The sequence below is a fragment of the Microbacterium sp. SZ1 genome (genome assembly GCF_002362255.1).
Lineage (GTDB): Bacteria > Actinomycetota > Actinomycetes > Actinomycetales > Microbacteriaceae > Microbacterium.
The window spans coordinates 1-19650 of record NZ_LPVV01000015.1 but is presented as its reverse complement, the minus strand read 5'-3'; the positions used below and the strand labels follow the sequence as shown (position 1 = coordinate 19650).

Here is a 19650-nt window from a genome sequence, read left to right as displayed (position 1 = left end):
CGCGATCCTCGTGGTCGCCGCCGACGACGGCATCATGCCGCAGACGGTGGAGGCGCTGAACCACGCCCAGGCGGCGAACGTGCCGATCGTGGTCGCGGTGAACAAGGTCGACAAGCCCGAGGCCAACCCGGCCAAGGTGCGCCAGCAGCTCACCGAGTACGGTCTGGTCGCCGAGGAGTACGGCGGCGACGTCATGTTCGTCGACGTCTCGGCCCGCGCCGGCACCGGCATCCAGGAGCTCCTGGACGCCGTGCTGCTCACGGCCGACGCTGGTCTCGACCTGACCGCCAACCCGAACAAGGCCGCTCGTGGTGTCGCCATCGAGGCGAAGCTCGACAAGGGCCGCGGTTCGGTCGCGACCGTGCTGATCCAGTCCGGAACGCTCCGGGTCGGTGACGCGATCGTCGCCGGTACCGCGTACGGACGTGTGCGGGCGATGGCCGACGAGAACGGCGAGCAGGTCCTCGAGGCCTACCCGTCGCGTCCGGTGCAGGTGCAGGGTCTGAACTCCGTGCCCCGTGCCGGTGACGTCTTCATCGTCACCGAGGAGGACCGCACGGCTCGCCAGATCGCTGAGAAGCGCGAGGCCGTCGAGCGCAACGCGCAGCTGGCCAAGGCCCGCAAGCGCATCTCGCTCGAGGACTTCACCCGCGCTCTGGAAGAGGGCAAGGTCGAGTCGCTCAACCTCATCATCAAGGGCGACGTGTCCGGTGCCGTCGAGGCACTGGAGGAGTCGCTCCTCAAGATCGAGGTCGACGACTCCGTGCAGCTGCGGATCATCCACCGCGGCGTCGGCGCGATCACCGAGTCGGATGTGAACCTCGCGACGATCGACAACGCGATCATCGTGGGCTTCAACGTCCGCCCCGACACGAAGGCGCGTGAGCGCGCTCAGCGCGAGGGCGTGGACATCCGCTTCTACTCGGTGATCTACAACGCGATCGATGAGATCGAGAGCTCGCTCAAGGGCATGCTCAAGCCGGAGTACGAAGAGGTCCAGTCGGGCGTCGCCGAGATCCGCGAGGTGTTCCGCTCCTCGAAGTTCGGCAACATCGCCGGTGTCATCGTGCGGTCGGGAACGATCACGCGCAACGCCAAGGCCCGCGTCATCCGCGACGGCGTCGTCATCGCCGATGGTCTCGCCATCGAGTCGCTGCGTCGCTTCAAGGACGACGTCACCGAGGTGCGTACGGACTACGAGGCCGGTATCGGCCTCGGCAAGTACAACGACATCCAGATCGGCGACGAGATCGAGACCACTGAGATGGTCGAGAAGCCTCGCGGCTGATCGGGTTCGATATCTTCGGGCGAGGGTGCGCACGCATCCTCGCCCGAAGACTTCCCAGGAGGAGAAGGATCACATGGCTGGTGAACGACAGGCCCGACTCGCGGATCGCATCCGCGTCATCCTCGCCGAGCGTCTGGAGAAGGGGCTGCGCGACCCGCGTCTCGGCTTCGTGACGATCACCGACGTTCGTGTGAGCGGCGACCTGCAGCACGCATCGGTGTTCTACACGGTGCTCGGCACGGAGGAGGAGCGCGTCGCGAGCGGCGCAGCCCTCACCTCGGCGACCGGGATGCTGCGCAGCGAGGTCGGTCGACAGCTCAGCACTCGGTTGGTGCCGACCCTCGAGTTCATCCCGGACGCCCTGCCGGAGAGCGCCGACCACATCTCCGCCCTGCTCCGTGAGGCTCAGGAGCGGGACGCGGAGGTCGCCAAGCTCGCGTCGTCTGCATCGCACGCGGGCGATGCAGACCCCTACGTGCGTGAGGACGACGACACGCGTTCGTGATGTATCAGCATCTCGCTTGAGACCGGAAAACCGGTTGCTACCGTCGGCTTGACGAGCGCACGCTCGTCCGGACCGGGGGGACCAAGAGCGGTGCACAGTGCGCGTGGCGTGGCGGAGGCGGATGCCTCGGGCGTGGTCTCCGTCCTCGAGGATCTGCTCGCCCGCGACCTCGGATGCGCTCCCGATGTCGTCGCCTGCCTCTTCCGACGGCTGGATGGCGATCGGGAGGCGGTCGTGCAAGTGGCGGGCGTTCTCGACGTCTCGCAACGCCGCGGTCTCCGGTCCCTGCCGTCACCCCTGCCTCTGGTCCCGGCGATCGAGGCGGTCTTCTCGGACTTCGTGCCGTCTCCGGAAGAGAAGAAGGTCCTCCTCGAGCAGGCACTGGATGCCGAGTCGCCGTGCACCGCATCTCGATGCGGAGACAGAGTACTCGGCGCACGAGTCGACGAGCGCTTGGCGGCATGGATCGTCGGTACGAGCACGGCCGAGGAGGTCATGGCCGCCCACAGGAGGCTCGCCGGCCTGTATTCCGAGCATGACGATGCCGCGGTCGCGGCATGGCATCGAGCTTCCGGGGCGTCTGCTCGGGACGCCGGCGCCGCCGTCGAACTTCTTCGCGCCGCACATCTGTTGCGCGCGGACGACGAGTCGTTGCCCTCGCTGCGATTCGCCGCCCTCGCGGCGCAGCACTCCTCGGGCGTCGTCCGCGACCAGGCTCTGCTGACCGCCGGAGTCTCGGCGATGGGGGCCGGGTATGCAGCGGAGGCCGCCGCATGGCTCTCCGAGCTGTTCCGCGACGGATCGGAGCACGCGGCATTGCTCGGCGCGGCGGTTCTGCTGGCCGCGGAGACCCATCTGCGCGGGGTCGTGCCCGCTGTCGATCCCGTCTCTCTTCGCCCTCAGACCGACGCCGCTGTGGACTGGTACGCGTATGCCAGGGCCACAGCCTTCGCCGCAGCTCTGTGCGCCGAGCGCGGTGACCGCGGGCGCGCGCGTGAATGGCTCGATCAGCTGCGTCTCGCCGCAGCGAAGGTCGGCGCCGGGCGGGAACTGCGCGATCCGGTCGTCTCGATGACGTGGCTGCTCCTCGGCGAGAGCCAGGCAGACGACGCGCGGGGTACCGGTCCGCTCACCGGGGTGGTGTACGGAGCACTGCGCGCCGCTGTCGGAGGCGACGTGGACGCAGGCCTGCGCATCCTCGCCGCCGGTGACTACCCCCAGGCGGATGCCCGAGACCCGTTCATCGCGGGATTCGAGCGGAGTCCTCTCATCGAGGCGCATCGAGCGGTCGCGGAGGGCCTCCTGATGACCTGGCGAGGTGACCTCGGTTCCGCCAGAGAGCAGCTCGCCTCGGCGGCGCTGGAGCTGCCGGTGGCGATCCCCTTCGCCGGCCTCGGCGTCGTACTCGCACGGCGACTGGATCTGGCCGTCACCGGTGAGATCGGTCCGATCTCTCGATCGCTGACCGCCGCACTCCCGGCGCCGACGAGAGTCGATCACCTGGTCGATCGAGCCGTCCGGGCGCACCTCGGCAGGCGGTCCGACGAGGCGGTGGCCCTCTTTCGGCTGTGGGTCGAGCGCGGTGCGCCGCAGCCCGTCCTCGCCGTGCCGGGAATCGACGAGATCGCTCCGGTCGGCCTCGATGTCGAGGCGATCCCGAGGCATCGCGTCGAGCCGCCGGAGATGACCCTCGCCCGCACTCTGCGGCTTCGAGCATCCACGATCTCCCAGGCCGCCTGGGCGGCGGAGGCGTCGCAGCTGGAGGACGCAGCCCGCGGCATCCGCTCGCCCTTCGAACGGGCGCGGGTGTCAGCCGCGTTCGGCGTGCGGGCGGTCATCCACGATGATCCCCGGGCAGGCAGAAGGCACCTGGAAGCCGCGTTGGCGCTGTTCGAGGAGTCGGGCGCGCTCGCGTGGGCGGAGCAGGTCGCTGAGCGCATCCGAATGCTCGACCAGACGGCGGAGCACGGCGACGGACTGGGTGACGCGGTCGAGGCCATACGTCGGCGGTGGGCACCCATGCTCACCCGCCGCGAGCTCGAGTTCGCTCTGGCGGTCGTCGGCGGCGCCTCGAACCGCGAGATCGCTTCGTCGTTCACGGTGTCGGTGCGGACGGTCGAGGTGCACCTCGGGCGCATCTTCGCGAAGCTGGGGGTGCGCTCGCGTGTCGAGCTCATGCTGCTCGCTCTCCGCAGTGCCCGTCACGGCTGAGCGTCAACGGGGGAGGGATAGCATCTCTCCGTCGGCCTCGGCCAGGCCGTCGACGATGAGGGAGTCGATCGCCCGGTCGCGCTGCTGAGCGTCCGGCCAATCGACCAGCAGCGCCGCGAGGGGTACGCCCCGAGGTGCGGCGTCACGCAGCGCGCGCAGGACCTTCCCCCTCGCCTGACGGTCGGACCCCTCGAAGGAGGCCTGACGTCGCCTCGTGTCGCCCGTATCGGGACGACCGGCGGCGACCCACGCGCAGGATTCCAGCACGGGGCACCGCTCGCACCGCGGATTCCGGGCGACGCACACGGTCGCCCCCAGCTCCATCGCCGCGGCGTTGAAGACCGCGGCGTCGACGTCCGAATCGGGCAGCAGCGCCTCCATCGCCTCCAGATCGCGCCGCGAGGGAGACCCCGGCTGCGCCTGACCCAGCACCGCACGCGCGATGACACGGCGCGTGTTCGTGTCGACCACCGGGTGGCGGTCGCCGTAGGAGAAGACCGCGACGGCGCGCGCTGTGTAGTCGCCGATGCCCGACAGGCTGAGCAGCGCGTGGACATCGCGGGGGACGACCCCGTCGTGTCGCTCCGCGATCTCGATCGCGGCACGGTGCAGCCAGAGCGCTCGACGCGGATAGCCGAGGTTCGACCACTGCTGCACCACCTCGGCGGGGGTCGCCGCAGCGAGCGCGCGCGGGGTGGGCCATCTCGCGAGCCACGCGTCCAGGTGAGGGATGACTCTGGTCACCGGCGTCTGCTGGAGCATGAACTCGCTCACGAGCGTTCCCCACGCCCCGAAGTCGTCATGGAAGGCAGCGCGTCGCCACGGAAGGTCGCGCGCCGACTCTCGATACCATTCGATCAACGGCTGCGTCTCCATGGGGGTGGAACGCGGAGTCGAGGACACCTCGACAGCCTAGATCACGCAACGACCACCGACCGGAGAGTACAGAAGATGAAGACGAAGACCGCAGCGGCCATCCTCACGCTCGCACTGATGACGGTCTCAGCGGCCGGGTGCGCATCCGACCCGGCGCCGTCACCGACATCGTCGACGACGGCGACCGACGCACCGTCGCCGTCCCGCTCGCCGACGCTCACGCCCCCCGCGGCCGATCTTGAGGACCCGACGACCTGGACCGTCAGCGCCGAGGGTGTCGGTCCCGTCAAGATCGGCGGTGACCTCGCTTCGACGTTGTCCGAGCTGTCGGACGCCTGGCAGAACGACCCGGCGAACTGCTCCTGGACGGCCTGGTGGCAAGAGCCCGGAGCCGGGTATCAGATGTACGCCGTACGTGGCACGGAGAGCGACACCGCGCCGATCACCGAGATCTCCGTGAACGTCGGCGGTAACGATCCAGCGGAGCCGACCCAGAGTCCGATGACGGCGAAGGGGATCGGTCTCGGGGCGTCGAAGGACGAGGTGCTCGCCGCGTACCCGGGTGCGCAGGAGATCGTCGCCCAGATCGGCGACAGCACCTTTCTCATGGTGCCCGGAGCGGATCCAGCGCACGTGTTCTTCGCATTCCCAGAAGGGGTGGACGCCGCCTCCAGCGTCGTCGTCACCACGCGCTCCGAGCCGTCGTATGAGGTGTGCGGCTGACGGCAGCGCGCATCGTAGGCTGGGGGGATGGTCTCGCCCGGCATCCTCCTCGTCGACAAGCCCTCGGGGCTGACCAGTCACGACGTGGTCGCGCGCGTGCGCCGCGCCTTCGGAACGCGCAAGGTCGGTCACGCAGGCACCCTCGACCCGATGGCGACCGGTCTGCTCGTGATCGGCATCGAGGGAGCGACGCGGCTGCTCACGTACATCGTCGGGGCGGATAAGACCTACGAGGCCACCATCCGGCTGGGCTCGACCACGACGACGGATGACGCGGAGGGCGAGGTGCTCGTCGCGGCGCATGCCGACGCGGTGGACGCGCTGACCGATGCGCAGCTGGCGGAGGGCATCGCCGCGCTCACCGGCACGATCTCGCAGGTGCCGAGCTCGGTGTCGGCCATCAAGGTCGACGGTCGGCGTGCGTACGACCGGGTCCGGGCAGGCGAGGACGTGGTGCTGGCAGCACGCGAGGTGACCGTGTCGCGCTTCGAAGAGATCGCCCGCCGCGCAGGCGACGGGTACCTCGAGCTCGACGTGGTCGTCGACTGCTCCTCCGGCACGTACATCCGCTCGCTCGCCCGCGACCTCGGCGCAGCGCTCGGAGTCGGAGGACACCTCACGGCACTGCGGCGCACCAGGGTCGGCGACTTTCACGTGCGGGATGCCGCGGTCATCGATGACCTCGCCGAAGCCGTGCCGCTGTCCCCGGCCGCGGCGGCCGCACGGGTGGTGACGACGCTCGCCGTGTCGGCCGAAGAGGCTCGCGATCTCCGCCACGGCAAGCGACTCGCCGGTCAGGCGTCGCGCCTCACCGGCCCCGTTGCGGCCGCCATCGACGTGGAGGGCGTGCTCGTCGGCATTGTCGCCGCGCGCGGTGCCGACCTCAAGAGCGAGATGAACATGCCCGAGGCGAACCGATGATCCTGTGGCTGACCATCGTCCAAATCGTCGCGGCCGCCGCGGCCGGTGTCTTCTGCGTCGCCCTCGGTCTCGCCGGTCGGCGCCCCAGCGACTACTCCGTCGGCAGCCTCGCGCTGGTCGAACTGCTGCTCGTCGTGCAGGTGGTCGTCGCGATCGTCGCGCCGTTCGTCGGCAATCCTCCGACGGGGGACCTGCTCGAGTACTGGGTGTATCTCGTGTCCGCCGTGCTGCTGCCGATCGGCGCGGTGCTGTGGGCGCTGATGGAGCGCAGCCGCTGGAGCACCGTGATCCTCGGTGTGGCGGCGATCGCCGTCGCGATCATGGTCTGGCGCATGTATGCGATCTGGACCATTCAGGTGGCCTGAGCGGCCGCACGCGAGCATCCGCGTCGGACGGCCGCGCCTAGAATGGGGGGAGCTATGAGCACCTCCGTCCCCTCCACTCGCATGACCGGCATCGGCCGTGTCCTCGTGATCGTCTACGCCGTGATGGCGCTGGCCGCGACCGGTCGCAGCTTCGTGCAGATCGTCCGGCAGTTCGACGACGCGCCTCTGGCGTACTCGCTCTCGGCCGTGGCCGCGGTGGTCTACGTGCTCGCGACGCTCGCCCTGATCTTCGCCCGTCGCCCCGGCTGGTACACGGTGGCGTGGGTGGCGATCGTGTTCGAGCTGACCGGGGTGCTGGTCGTCGGTGCTCTCAGCATCTTCCTGCCCGATCTGTTCCCGCACGACACGGTCTGGTCGATGTTCGGACGCGGGTACCTCTTCATCCCGCTGGTCCTTCCGGTCTTCGGCATCTGGTGGTTGCGCACTCATCGTCCGGCTGTGGTCGTGACGAAGCCCGCGTCGACCGGAGTGGTCGCGTGATCGTCTTCCGGGATCCCCGCGAGGTGCCGCCGGGCTTCGGTCCGTCGGCGGTGGCGATCGGCAAGTTCGACGGCGTGCACGCCGGCCATCGAGCGGTCATCCGTCGCCTGAAGGAAGTGGCCGCCGGGTCCGGTGTGGACGCCGTCGCCGTCACCTTCGATCGGAACCCGCTGGCCGTCCTTCGACCGGACCGCTGCCCCGAGAACGTCGTGACGGTCGACCGCAAGCTCGAGCTCCTTGCGGAGCTCGACCTCGACGCGACCCTCGTCCTGACCTTCGACGAGGAGCTCGCGGCACGCACGGCCGAGGAGTTCGTCGCCGACATCCTCGTCGGGGCGCTGCACGTCTCGACCGTGCTGGTCGGCGAGGACTTCCGCTTCGGACGCGGCGGAGCGGGCACCCCGTCGCTGCTGCGCGAGCTCGCGCCGCAGTACGGCTTCAGCGTGGAGGTGGTGGACGACGTCTACCTCGACGGATCGCAGCGCCGGGTGTCGTCGACCTGGATCCGCGAGCTGTTGATGGCGGGCGACGTCGCGACCGCGGCCCGCGTTCTCGATCGCAACGTCGACGTCCGCGGCGAGGTCGTGCACGGGCTCAAGCGGGGCCGAGAATTGGGCTATCCGACCGCGAACCTGTCTGCGACGGTCGATTCGTTCGTTCCGGCGGACGGAGTGTACGCCGGCTGGCTCGTCGACCACGACACGGGGATCCGTCACCGCGCCGCGATCTCGGTCGGCACCAACCCCACGTTCGACGACGTGCTGCAGCGTCAGGTCGAGGCGCATGTGATCGGCGAGACCGGCCTCGACCTCTACGGTCATGATGTGACCGTTGAGTTCGTCGAGCGGCTGCGCGGGATGGTCGCGTTCGAGGGCATCGAGAAGCTCACACAGCAGATGGCCGACGATGTCGTCGAGGCCCGGAAGGTTCTCGGCCCGGGGCACGACTGACACGGCTGGCCGGTCCGCGTGGCGCGCACTGCGCCGAGGCAGTCGGATGGCATAGACTGGTCGCAGTCGTCACCGATCCTCGCGCGGCATTCGCGCATCGGTCTCGATCGGAAACACTGTTCGTACGGTCCTGGCTCACGCCACACGCGGACATCGAGAACGGCCGTCGCATCACGAGGATGCAGCGGCCTTCACGCTCAGGAGGAGCATGCCGACCACGGCAACCGCCGCCCCGCGGCGCAAGAAGACATCCCGACGCGATGATGAGGCGCCCCTCATCCCGATCCTGGCGCGCAAGGTGCGCGAGATCGAGGCGAAGTCGCAGCGAGGGAAGCTCGGTCCGACGAATCGGGTCAAGTTCCAGGTCATCGCGTTCCTGGTGCGCGAGGAACGCGCCCGCGTCAAGGCCGACGGCGAGATCACCGACGCCGCGCGTGCGGAGCTGCTGAAGCGTCTCGACGGCGTCGCGACGATCCTCGCCAAGACCGCGGCGCGGGACACCTCGCTCATCCAGCTGCTCGAGGCGGATCAGGCCACGTCGCCCGTGGCCAAGCGCATGCGCCGTGACTGGCTGCTGGAGTCGGGGGCCGAGCTCGCTCCCGAGGAGCTGATCATCGCCGACATCGCGCCCGTGCAGATGCCGGTCGTTCCCGCGGCGATCGCCGAGCGCCAGGTCACGCCGCCGTCTGTGGAGGCACGCCAGCTCGCCAACCCGTTCCTCGCACCGGATCTCACGCCGCGTGCCACGACCACGCCTCGTCGTCGTCTGGACGGCTGGGAGCTGATGGGCCCGCTCTACAAGGCGTTCGAGACCGGTGCCGGGGGGGCCGCGGCCAGCATGGACCTGCCGCCCGCGCCGGAGTTCGACCACATCTCACCCAAGGGCCTCGAGGTGATGGTGCACCAGTCGCGCTTCCTCGAAGCAGTGCGGGCCGGCCACCGCAGCTTCCTGCTCGCCGACGAGCCCGGCCTCGGCAAGACCGCGCAGTCGGTGCTCGCAGCCTCCGTCGCGAACGCGTACCCGCTGCTCGTCGTGGTCCCGAACGTCGTGAAGATGAACTGGGCGCGCGAGGTCGAGCGGTGGACGCCGCAACGTCGCGCCACCGTGATCCAGGGCGACGGCGATGACATCGACGCCTTCGCCGACGTGTTCATCGTCAACTACGAGATCCTCGACCGGCACATGTCGTGGCTGGCGTCGATCGGCCTGCGCGGCATGGTGGTCGACGAGGCGCACTTCATCAAGAACCTCTCCTCGCAGCGGTCGCAGAACGTGCTGTCGCTCGCGTCGAGAGTGCGGGAGCGGACTCGCGGCGGCAAGCCCCTGCTGCTCGCGCTCACCGGCACGCCGCTCATCAACGACGTCGAGGACTTCGACGCGATCTGGCGATTCCTGGGCTGGACCACGGGCGAGAAGCCCGGACCTGAGCTGATGGAGAAGCTCGACGCGACCGGATTCACTCCCGCCGACAAGGCCTTCTATCCGGAGGCGCGGGATGCCGTGATCTCGATGGGCATCGTGCGCCGAAAGAAGAAGGACGTCGCGGCCGACCTGCCCGACAAGCTGATCGCCGATCTGCCGGTCCAGCTCGACGACGAGTTCGGTCGCAGCATCCGTCAGGCCGAGCGCGAGCTGGGGGAGAGGCTCGCCGCGCGCTATCGCCGCATCATCGAGGCGCGCGGCGACCGCGGCCTCGCGCCGGGCGAGATCGACGACGACATCGTGCGCCTGGTGGCGCAGAACGAGCTCGAGGAGTCGAAGGCGGCAGGCACGGGCGGCGACAACGTCTTCACCATGGTGCGGCGCATCGGTCAGGCCAAGGCGCAGCTCGCCGCCGACTACGCCGCACAGCTCCAGCGCTCGGTCGGCAAGGTCGTCTTCTTCGCCAAGCACATCGATGTCATGGACCAGGCGGAGGCGCATTTCGCCACCGCCGGCATCCGCTCGGTGTCGATCCGCGGAGATCAGACCACCACGACCCGCCAGCAGGCGATCGACGACTTCAACGGCGACCCCGAGGTCGGCATCGCCGTCTGCTCGCTCACGGCGGCCGGGGTCGGTCTGAACCTGCAGGCGGCCTCGAACGTCGTTCTCGCGGAGCTGTCGTGGACGGCGGCAGAGCAGACACAGGCGATCGACCGCGTCCACCGCATCGGTCAGGGCGAGCCCGTCACGGCATGGCGCATCATCGCCGCGCACACCGTCGACACGAAGATCGCCGAGTTGATCGACCAGAAGCAGGGGCTCGCGGCGCGTGCCCTCGACGGCGAGGCGACCGATGAGGCTGCAGCGGAGCCCGTGCAGCTCGGCGCCCTCATGCATCTGCTGCGACAGGCGCTCGGCGGAGCCTGAGACGTATCGAGATCGGCGTCAAGAATCATGATTCTTGACGCCGATTTCTCATCTTCGGTTGCTGATCGGCGAACATCTCGCGGATCGTCGCGATTTGGCGGCAAGATCATCGGTTTTCGGCGGTCGGAATGGCGCGCGGTCGCCCCGTGCCACTAGTGTCGATCGCAGGCAGCGTCGCCTTTCCCCCTTTCCCGAAACCGTCTGAGGCAAGCATGAAGATCGGCATCCTGACGAGCGGCGGCGACTGCCCCGGACTCAACGCGGTCATCCGCGGCATCGTGCTCAAGGGCACCACCACCTACGACCTCGAGTTCGTCGGCATCCGCGACGGCTGGCGTGGCGTGGTCGACGGCGACTTCTTCCCGCTCACCCGTCACGAGGTGAAGGGTCTCTCGAAGGTCGGCGGCACGATCCTCGGCACGAGCCGGACGAACCCCTACGAGGGCGAGCGCGGCGGCGCCGAGAACATCGCCAAGACGCTTTACGGCCACAAGATCGACGGCATCATCGCGATCGGCGGCGAGGGGACCCTCGCCGCGGCCGACCGCCTCGCGAAGGACGGCATCAACGTCATCGGCGTGCCGAAGACCATCGACAACGACCTGCGTGCGACCGACTACTCCTTCGGCTTCGACACGGCTGTCAACATCGCCACGGATGCGATGGACCGCCTCCGGACGACCGGCGACTCGCACCAGCGCTGCATGGTCGCCGAGGTCATGGGCCGTCATGTCGGCTGGATCGCCCTGCACGCCGGCATGGCGGCGGGTGCACACGCCATCCTCATCCCCGAGGTGCCGCAGACCCTCGAGGAGATCACGGCCCTCGTCACCAGTGCGCACGACCGTGGACGTGCGCCGCTCGTCGTCGTCTCCGAGGGCTTCAAGCTGCAGGGCATGGACGAGGCCTACAGCGACAAGGGCCTCGACGCCTTCAACCGCCCGCGCCTCGGCGGGATCGGCGACCAGCTCGCCCCGGAGATCGAGCGCATCACCGGGATCGAGACACGGGCCACGATCCTCGGCCACATCCAGCGCGGTGGGTCGCCGTCGGCGTTCGACCGGGTGCTCGCGACGCGACTCGGCCTGCACGCTGCCGACGCGATCGTCGATGGCGCCTGGGGGCAGATGGTCGCCATGCAGGGCACCGACATCGTGCGCGTCCCCTTCGCCGAGGCGCTCGGCGAGCTGAACACGGTGCCACGGAGCCGCTACGACGAGGCCGCCGCGCTCTTCGGCTGACTCGGAGTGCCGAGATCAGGGGAATCGCTTGAGATCAGGACGAATCGGGCGATCGCGTCCTGAGATCGGGCGAACCTCCTGATCTCAGGCAGGTCGCGCGCCTCGATGCAGGCCCTGGGCCATCGCCATGAGAACCACTTCGGCGACCTCATCCGGATGGAACAGGACCTGCACGTCGTCGAACCGCAGCACGGTGTAGCCGCGCAGTCGCAAGCGCGCGTCTGCCTCGATATCGCGGCGACGGTCGACCGCAGTGCTGTGGTGGGCGAAGCCGTCGAGCTGCACGATGAGGCACTCGCCGATCAGACCGTCGACGCGATGACCGTCGATCCAGACCTGTTGTCGCACGTCGGCGCAGCATCCGTCCTGATCGCACCGCGTCAGCGATCGTCTGCTTGCCGAATCCGGCCGCATAGAGCTCGGAGGTGTGGGCGGCGCCACCATGTGCACGGAGCCAGGTCGCCAATCGCATTCATCCACCCTGGAGCACGGGAGAGACCGGTGGATGCCGGAAACGCACTCCCCGTGAGCAGTGCGTCCTGCCGGCTGTCCGTGCAGAAGCAGGACAGGGCAGACCCGAGACCGCTAGGCGAGCCCCACGGTGTCGAGGATCCACGCGAGTTCGAAGGCACGCTCCTTCCACGAGTTGTAGCGTCCGCTCACTCCTCCGTGTCCGGCGACCATCTCGCACTTGAGCAGCACGTCTCGGGCGCCTGCTGCGCGCAGCGCCGCGACCCACTTGGCGGGCTCGACGTACGCCACGCGGGAGTCGTTGAGCGACGTGACGGCCAGGATGCGGGGGTAGGTCGATCCGTCGCCGATGTTCTCGTACGGCGTGTACGACTTCATGTACTCGTAGACGTCCGGGTCGTGCAGCGGGTCGCCCCACTCATCCCACTCGATGACGGTGAGGGGCAGCGACGGGTCGAGGATCGTCGTCAGCGCGTCCACGAAAGGCACCGCTGCGAGGACACCCGCGAACAGTTCGGGGGCGAGATTGGTGATCGCGCCCATGAGCAGACCGCCCGCACTGCCGCCCTCCGCGACGAGCAGCGACGGGGCGGTGACGCCGTCCGCGACGAGCTGCTCGGCGCACGCCACGAAGTCCGTGAAGGTGTTCCGCTTCTGCAGCAGTTTGCCGTCTTCATACCACTGCCGGCCCATCTCGCCGCCCCCGCGCACGTGCGCGACCGCGAACACCATGCCGCGGTCGAGCTCCGACAGTCGCGCGACCGAGAATCCGGGATCGATGGAGTGCTCGTACGAGCCGTATCCGTACAGGTGCACCGGGCGGGGCGTGTCGCCCGGCTCACCGAACGAGCGCCTCCACACGAGGGAGATCGGCACCAGCGTGCCGTCGGATGCCGTGGCCCACGCGCGGCGCTGATCGTAGTCCTGCGGGTCGTATCCGCCCAGCACCGCGACCTGCTTGCGCAGCACCAGCTCACGTGTCGAGAGGTCCAGCTCGTAGACGGTCGCCGGGGTCACGAACGAGGTGTACCCGAGTCGGAGGAAAGGAGAGTGCCACTCCGGGTTCCCGCTCACGCCCGCCGAGTACAGCGGCTCGTCGAAGGTCACGTCCTCGATCGCGTCGGTGGCGTAGTCGAGCAGCCCGACGCGCTCGAGCCCCTCACTGCGGTACTCGACAGTGGCGAAGTCGCGGAAGGCGTCCATGCCGAGCAGGCGACGACCGGGCTCGTGCGGCACGACGACCCGCCGCTCGCCCTGCGGGTCGGAGGCATCCACCGCGACGAGCTCGAAGTCGAGCGCGCCGTCGTTGTGGAGGATGTACAGCCGATCCTCGCCATCGACGACGGCGTGATCGAGGGAGTACTCCACTCCCTCCCGGCGTGGCCAGACCACGCGGGGCGGCGCCGTGAGGTCGCCTGCGAGATCGACGAGGTGCTCCTCGCTGGTGATGCTCGATCCGACGGCGATGACGAGGTAGCGGCGGCTGCGGGTGATGCCCGCCCCCAGCCAGAACTTCTCGTCCGGCTCGTGGAACAGCCGGACATCGTCTGCGAGCGGGGTGCCGAGGCGGTGCAGCCAGAGGGTGTCCGGCCGCCATGCGTCGTCGCGCGTCGTGTAGACGATGCCGGTGCCGTCGGGGGTGAAGAACGCGCTGCCGGTGTCGGGGATCTCGTCGGCCAGCACCTCGCCGGTCCGGAGGTCGCGCACGTGCACCGTGTACAACTCGTCGCCCTCGAAGTCGGTCGACCAGAGCAGCAGGGTCGCGTCGTCCGAGGTGTCGAACGCGCCGAGTGAGAAGAACTCGTGCCCTTCGGCCTTGACGTTGCCGTCGAGCAGCACGACCTCGCCCGGCACGGGCACCCCGGGCTCGAGCACGGGGGGAGTCCAGTCGTCCGCCACCGCGGCGGTGCGGCAGTGGATGCCGTACTGGGCGCCCTCCTCGCTGCGGCTGTAGTACCACCAGTCTCCGCGCCGGGTGGGCACGGAGAGGTCGGTCTCCTGGACGCGCCCCTTGATCTCGTGGAACAGAGTCTCGCGGAGCTCGGAGAGGTGCGCGAGCTCCTGCTGCGTGTATTCGTTCTCGCTCTCGAGATGCGCGATCACCTCGGTGGATTCCTTGTCGCGCAGCCACTCGTACGGATCGTCGAACGTGTCCCCGTGATGGGTGCGGAGCGTGGAACGGCGGGCGGCGATGGGAGCATCAGTCACCCTCTCCACGCTAGTCCAGGTCGAGTTGACCGGCACCCGAGGGGGTGGGAGGATCTACCGGGGCCGGTTAACGGAAGTCAAACCCACGGTGAACTCTTCGTTCATCACGTCGATCCCGTCGACACTCCCTCTTCCCGACGACCGAAAGAGAACGGTGGAAACCGCAGTCCTCATCGTCGTGCTGGTGATCGCGCTGGCACTCTTCTTCGACTTCACCAACGGGTTCCACGACACCGCGAATGCGATGGCGACTCCCATCGCCACGGGTGCTCTGAAGCCCAAGACCGCCGTGCTGCTGGCTGCGGTGCTGAACCTCGTCGGCGCCTTTCTGTCGACCGAGGTCTCCAAGACGGTGTCGCACGGCATCATCCGAGAAGACAGCATGCAGGGGGAGCTCTTCCTGCCGATGATCTTCGCCGGGCTCATCGGCGCCATCACCTGGAACATGCTCACCTGGCTGCTCGGCCTTCCCTCCAGCTCGTCGCACGCGCTTTTCGGCGGACTCATCGGAGCGACGCTCGTCGGTGTCGGCGTCGCCGGTATCGACTTCGGAATGGTCCTGTCGAAGATCATCCTGCCCGCCCTCATCGCACCGCTCACCGCGGGCATCATCGCGTTCGCCGCGACCAAGATCGCCTACTCGATCACGCGCCGGTACGACGGCAAGCCCGACGGGCGAGACGGCTTCCGCTGGGGTCAGATCTTCACCTCGTCGCTCGTCGCCCTGGCGCACGGCACGAACGACGCCCAGAAGACGATGGGTGTCATCACGCTGGCGCTCATCGCCGTCGGATGGCAGAGCAGCGAGCAGGCCGACCCGTATCTCTGGGTCATCATCGCGTGCGCCGTGACGATCGCCCTCGGAACCTACCTCGGCGGGTGGCGCATCATCCGCACGCTCGGAAAGGGCCTCACCGAGGTCAAGCCGGCACAGGGATTCTCCGCCGAGAGCTCGACCGCGGCGACGATCCTCGCCTCGAGCGCGTTCGGCTTCGCGCTGTCGACCACGCAGGTCGCCTCCGGCTCGGTGATCGGTTCGGGGCTCGGTCGCCGCGGATCCACCGTGCGCTGGCGGACCGCCGGACGCATCGCGATCGGCTGGCTGCTCACGCTCCCCGCGGCGGGTGCCGTGGGTGCCGTCGCCGCGCTGCTCGTGAACTGGCTCGGCAACTGGGGCATCGCGATCGACGCCGTGCTCGCGCTCGCGGTCATCGTCGGTCTCTTCCTGCGCTCGCGTCGCGACGCGGTGACCTCTGCGAACGCGATGAGCGACGTCGCCGAGTCGGGCCTCGCGGTCGAGCTCCCCGACACCCCGCCGCCCACCCGCCGACAACAGCGCATCGCCCAGGCGAAGGCCGAGGCCAAGGCCCGCGCAGACGCCCGAGAGAAGGCGAAGGCGAAGTCCAAGGCGGATGCCAAGGCGAAGGCGGACGCGAAGGCCGGTGCCAAGGGCAAGCGCAGCGCGGGGGAGACCCCGGAGAAAGCGCCGGTGATCGCCGAGCGAGCGGATGACACGTCCGGGGAGGAGTCGCGATGAGCGTCGACATCGACTGGGGCGCATTCCTGCAGGTCTTCGCAGCCGCGCTGCTGGGCGCTTGCGCCGTCGTCACGTTCTACGCGCTCGGGCTCCGCCTGCTGGTGCGCAGCGGACACGCCCCTGTGGTGAGTCCCGCCGAGTTCACGGATGCGATCACCGTCGTCACGGAGAAGGAGCTCAAGCGCGCGGCGAAGCAGGCCGCGAAGGCCGCGCGCAAGAGCCCTCTCACGGACGCGCAGAAGCGGGTCTCCCTGGTCGGCGCCTACGCCTGCTTCGCGCTGTGCGCGGCGGCGGTCATCGTCGGCATTCTCATCATCGTCGTCGGGCACTGACTCCGCTGAGCCGGGCGACGCTCGTCGCGCTCAGCGCAGGAGCCCCGCGACGAGGTCGTCGATGATGTCGTCGGTCGACGTGTCGGGATCGATGGGGCTCGTGAGGCGATCGAGCAGCAGGCCGTCGATCGCGTAGTGGAACAGCGCGATCTCGCGCCGACCACCCGGCAGTCCCGCAGCGCTGTTGAAGGCGACATCCCCGTCGAACCCGGCGCGTTGCCACGCCCCGAGCACGGCGGCGAGCTCAGGGCGGCGGCTGCTCTCGAGGCGCAGCTCGAACAGGGCGAGAGTGACCTCGCGGTCGTCGCTCAGTCGGCGGACGATGTCTCGGAGGTAGTCGGCGAAGAGCGCGGGGCTGGGGCGGCCCTCGGCGCGGCCCGCGAGGTCGTCTTCAGAGGGAGCGAGGCGTTCGCCGATGCGCTCGACCAGTCCCTCGATCAGCGACTCGCGGCTGCGGAAGTAGTTCGACGTCGTCCCGACGGGGATCCCCGCCTCCTGGTCGACCGCACGGTGCGTGAGGCCGCGTGAGCCCTGCGCCGCGAGGATGCGCAGCCCTGCATCCGCGATCGCCCGACGCCTCGTCTCGTTCTTCGCCATGACAGCACTCTACCGATATCACTACAGCTGACGTGGTATGCGCGCTGTCCGCATGTCCAGGGCCGCCCCTAGGCTTGACGCATGTCAGCGCCCTCCGCGAGCGAGTACGTCTTCGGCCGGCACCGCCCCGCCTCCCACGTGATCGTCCACGTCAGCGACCCGCACTTCCTCGCCGGTGGACGACGATTGGGCGGACGGTACGACGTCGAGGCCTCATTCGCGCGCACCCTCGAGGCGATCAAGGCCGTGCATCCGCACCCCTCCGCGATCGTGGTCACCGGCGATCTCGCTGACCTGGGGGAGCCGGACGCCTACCGCCGACTCCGCGCCGCGGTAGAACCCGTCGCGGCTGAACTCGGCACCGTCGTCGTGTGGGTCGCGGGAAACCACGACGAACGCCCCGCGCTCCGCGAGGGACTGCTCGACCTCGCGCCGACCCAGGAGCCGGTGACCGGTGTCTGGGACCTCGACGGCCTGCGGCTCATCGCGCTCGACTCGACCGTTCCGGGCTGGCACCACGGCGATCTCGACGACGCGCAGTTGGAGTGGCTCGCGAGTGTCCTCCAAGAACCCGCGCCGCACGGCACGCTGCTCGCGATGCACCATCCGCCTCTTCCCAGCCACCTGCCCCTGTTCGACATCCTGGAGCTGCGCCGCCAGGACGAACTCGCCGAAGTGATCCGGGGGACGGACGTGCGCGGCATCCTCGCCGGTCACCTGCACTACTCGTCGCACGGCATGTTCGCGGGGGTGCCGGTGAGCGTCTCGTCGGCCACCTGCTACACCATGAACGTCGCGAAGCCGGCGCCGGACGTCAACGGAATGGATGCCGCGCAGGCGTTCCAGCTCGTCCACGTCCGTCCCGAGACGATCACCCACACGGTGGTGCCGGTGACGGATGCCGCGACCGGCGACTACTTCTCGGAGAGGTGGTTGGAGGAGATGGCGGCACTGACGCCTGAACAGCGTCTCGAGGCGTTCTCCCGCAAGCGCTGACGCGCCGTCGTATCCCTGGCGACGCATGCGCGCGGGCGTAGACTTGGGGCATCCCCCGCTTCCACACTCGCCACTACCCACAAGGATGTGACATGGCTTCTGCCGCGCCCGCTCTGACCCGCACCGAGACCGATTCCCTGGGAAGCATGGAGATCCCCATCGACGCGTACTGGGGGATCCACACGGCCCGCGCCGACGCGAACTTCCCGATCACGAAGCGCCCGATCTCGGTGTACCCCGACCTCGTCGTCGCTCTCGCCATGGTGAAGCAGGCGAGCGCCAGGGCGAACCGGGAGATCGGAGTGCTCGACGCCGAGCGCGCCGACCTGATCGACCGGGCGGCGCAGCGGGTCATCGACGGCGAGTTCCACGACCAGTTCACGGTCGGCGTCATCCAGGGCGGGGCCGGCACCTCGACGAACATGAACGCGAACGAGGTGATCACCAACATCGCGCTCGAGATGGCAGGTCGTGAGAAGGGCGACTACTCGTACCTCTCGCCGATCGACCACACCAACCGCAGTCAGTCGACCAACGACGTGTACCCCACCGCGGTGAAGATCGGCCTCTCGCTCACGCTCCGCTCACTGCTCGAGGAGCTCGATCTGCTGCGCGTGTCGTTCCTGCACAAGTCGCAGGAGTTCCACGACGTGCTCAAGGTCGGTCGCACGCAGCTGCAGGATGCCGTGCCGATGACGCTCGGCCAGGAGTTCCACGGCTTCGCCAGCACCCTCGGCTACGACCACACGCGCCTGACCGAGAACGCATCGCTGATGTTCGAGATCAACATGGGCGCCACGGCGATCGGCACCGGCATCACGACCCACGTCGACTACGCGCCCGCCGTGCTGAAGCACCTGCGCGAGATCACCGGGCTCGACCTCGTGACCGCCGGCGACCTCGTCGAGGCCACGAGCGACACGGGCTCGTTCATGTCGTTCTCGTCGACGCTCAAGCGCAACGCGATGAAGCTGTCGAAGATCTGCAACGACCTCCGTCTGCTCTCGTCGGGCCCGCAGGCGGGTCTGGGCGAGATCAACCTCCCCGCGATGCAGGCGGGTTCCAGCATCATGCCGGGCAAGGTCAACCCGGTCATCCCCGAAGTCGTGAACCAGGTCGCGTTCGCCGTCGCCGGCGCCGACATGACGGTCACGATGGCGGCAGAGGCCGGACAGCTCCAGCTGAACGCGTTCGAGCCCGTGATCGCGCATTCGATCTTCCAGTCGATCACCTGGATGCGGCAGGCCATGTGGACACTGCGGGTGAACTGCGTCGACGGCATCACCGCCAACCGTGACCGCCTGGGCGCGATGGTCGGCGCGTCGGTGGGTGTCATCACGGCTCTGACGCCGTTCATCGGCTACGCAGCGGCTGCCGCACTCGCGAAGACGGCCTTGCTGACGAACCGCAACGTCGCGGACCTCGTGGTCGAGGCCGGGCTGATGTCGCGCGACGAGGTGACGAAGCAGCTGTCGCCGGCGCGCCTCTCGGGGCTGGAAGCGGTGACCGCCGCAATCCCCGTGATCACGCCCGACGACCTCGTCGAGATCTGATCGGACACAGACGACGGCCCCG

At 68.8% G+C, this 19650-nt stretch carries 18 protein-coding genes; 14 read left to right on the top strand and 4 right to left on the bottom strand.

The annotated features are described in order from the left end of the window. The 3 genes from infB to AUC47_RS09465 form a co-directional block, all read left to right on the top strand. Positions 1-1288, top strand: a 1288-nt coding sequence (gene infB, locus AUC47_RS09475) for a translation initiation factor IF-2 (protein WP_096714974.1), incomplete at its 5' end; no start/stop codon positions are given. 73 nt (positions 1289-1361) lie between these two features. After that, entirely contained in the window at positions 1362-1793 is a 432-nt protein-coding gene (gene rbfA / locus AUC47_RS09470) for a 30S ribosome-binding factor RbfA (RefSeq protein WP_096714972.1), read from the top strand. A 108-nt stretch (positions 1794-1901) separates the two neighbouring features. Beyond that, complete coding sequence (locus AUC47_RS09465) at positions 1902-4004, top strand: helix-turn-helix domain-containing protein (protein WP_143740717.1); 2103 nt, start codon at positions 1902-1904, stop codon at positions 4002-4004. Positions 4005-4007: 3 nt separating this feature from the next. Here the strand turns inward: AUC47_RS09465 and AUC47_RS09460 are convergent, their stop codons facing one another. Further along, on the bottom strand, positions 4008-4880 hold the full coding sequence (locus tag AUC47_RS09460; RefSeq protein ID WP_096714970.1) for an A/G-specific adenine glycosylase: 873 nt from the start codon (positions 4878-4880) through the stop codon (positions 4008-4010). 75 nt (positions 4881-4955) lie between these two features. Between AUC47_RS09460 and AUC47_RS09455 the strand changes: the two genes are divergently transcribed. The 7 genes from AUC47_RS09455 to AUC47_RS09425 all read left to right on the top strand — a co-directional run bounded on the left by AUC47_RS09455 (position 4956) and on the right by AUC47_RS09425 (position 11934). Then, positions 4956-5603, top strand: a complete 648-nt coding sequence (locus AUC47_RS09455) for a hypothetical protein (protein ID WP_096714969.1) — start codon at positions 4956-4958, stop codon at positions 5601-5603. 27 nt (positions 5604-5630) lie between these two features. Next, positions 5631-6524 carry a tRNA pseudouridine(55) synthase TruB gene (truB, locus tag AUC47_RS09450; RefSeq protein ID WP_096714968.1) on the top strand — a complete coding sequence of 298 codons (894 nt, stop codon included), beginning with the start codon at positions 5631-5633 and terminating at the stop codon, positions 6522-6524. Continuing rightward, entirely contained in the window at positions 6521-6889 is a 369-nt protein-coding gene (locus AUC47_RS09445) for a hypothetical protein (RefSeq protein ID WP_096714967.1), read from the top strand. The genes truB and AUC47_RS09445 overlap by 4 nt, the downstream gene beginning before the upstream one ends. An 81-nt stretch (positions 6890-6970) precedes the next feature. Beyond that, on the top strand, positions 6971-7390 hold the full coding sequence (locus AUC47_RS09440) for a hypothetical protein (RefSeq protein ID WP_179297572.1): 420 nt from the start codon (positions 6971-6973) through the stop codon (positions 7388-7390). After that, positions 7387-8340 carry a bifunctional riboflavin kinase/FAD synthetase gene (locus AUC47_RS09435; protein ID WP_096714965.1) on the top strand — a complete coding sequence of 318 codons (954 nt, stop codon included), beginning with the start codon at positions 7387-7389 and terminating at the stop codon, positions 8338-8340. The genes AUC47_RS09440 and AUC47_RS09435 overlap by 4 nt, the downstream gene beginning before the upstream one ends. Positions 8341-8548: 208 nt before the next feature. After that, a complete protein-coding gene (locus AUC47_RS09430; RefSeq protein ID WP_096714964.1) occupies positions 8549-10693 on the top strand; it encodes a DEAD/DEAH box helicase in 2145 nt (714 codons plus the stop codon). A 212-nt stretch (positions 10694-10905) separates the two neighbouring features. Continuing rightward, a complete protein-coding gene (locus tag AUC47_RS09425; protein ID WP_096714963.1) occupies positions 10906-11934 on the top strand; it encodes an ATP-dependent 6-phosphofructokinase in 1029 nt (342 codons plus the stop codon). Between the two features lie 84 nt (positions 11935-12018). Here AUC47_RS09425 and AUC47_RS09420 read toward each other — a convergent pair whose 3' ends face one another. Next, a complete protein-coding gene (locus AUC47_RS09420) occupies positions 12019-12282 on the bottom strand; it encodes an endonuclease domain-containing protein (RefSeq protein WP_256999503.1) in 264 nt (87 codons plus the stop codon). A 237-nt stretch (positions 12283-12519) separates the two neighbouring features. After that, positions 12520-14613, bottom strand: coding sequence for a S9 family peptidase (locus AUC47_RS09415; protein ID WP_096714961.1), 2094 nt, complete (start codon positions 14611-14613; stop codon positions 12520-12522). A 154-nt stretch (positions 14614-14767) separates the two neighbouring features. Between AUC47_RS09415 and AUC47_RS09410 the strand changes: the two genes are divergently transcribed. Beyond that, complete coding sequence (locus AUC47_RS09410) at positions 14768-16150, top strand: inorganic phosphate transporter (RefSeq protein WP_096714973.1); 1383 nt, start codon at positions 14768-14770, stop codon at positions 16148-16150. Continuing rightward, entirely contained in the window at positions 16147-16482 is a 336-nt protein-coding gene (locus AUC47_RS09405; protein WP_096714960.1) for a peptidase, read from the top strand. The genes AUC47_RS09410 and AUC47_RS09405 overlap by 4 nt, the downstream gene beginning before the upstream one ends. Positions 16483-16512: 30 nt before the next feature. Here AUC47_RS09405 and AUC47_RS09400 read toward each other — a convergent pair whose 3' ends face one another. Continuing rightward, positions 16513-17079, bottom strand: a complete 567-nt coding sequence (locus AUC47_RS09400) for a TetR/AcrR family transcriptional regulator (protein WP_096714959.1) — start codon at positions 17077-17079, stop codon at positions 16513-16515. Positions 17080-17160: 81 nt separating this feature from the next. Here AUC47_RS09400 and AUC47_RS09395 point away from each other — a divergent pair, with 81 nt between their 5' ends. Then, complete coding sequence (locus AUC47_RS09395; protein WP_096714958.1) at positions 17161-18075, top strand: phosphodiesterase; 915 nt, start codon at positions 17161-17163, stop codon at positions 18073-18075. 92 nt (positions 18076-18167) lie between these two features. Beyond that, positions 18168-19628 (top strand): aspartate ammonia-lyase, encoded by a 1461-nt coding sequence (locus AUC47_RS09390; RefSeq protein ID WP_096714957.1) that lies wholly within the window; start codon positions 18168-18170, stop codon positions 19626-19628. Positions 19629-19650: the final 22 nt, after the last annotated feature.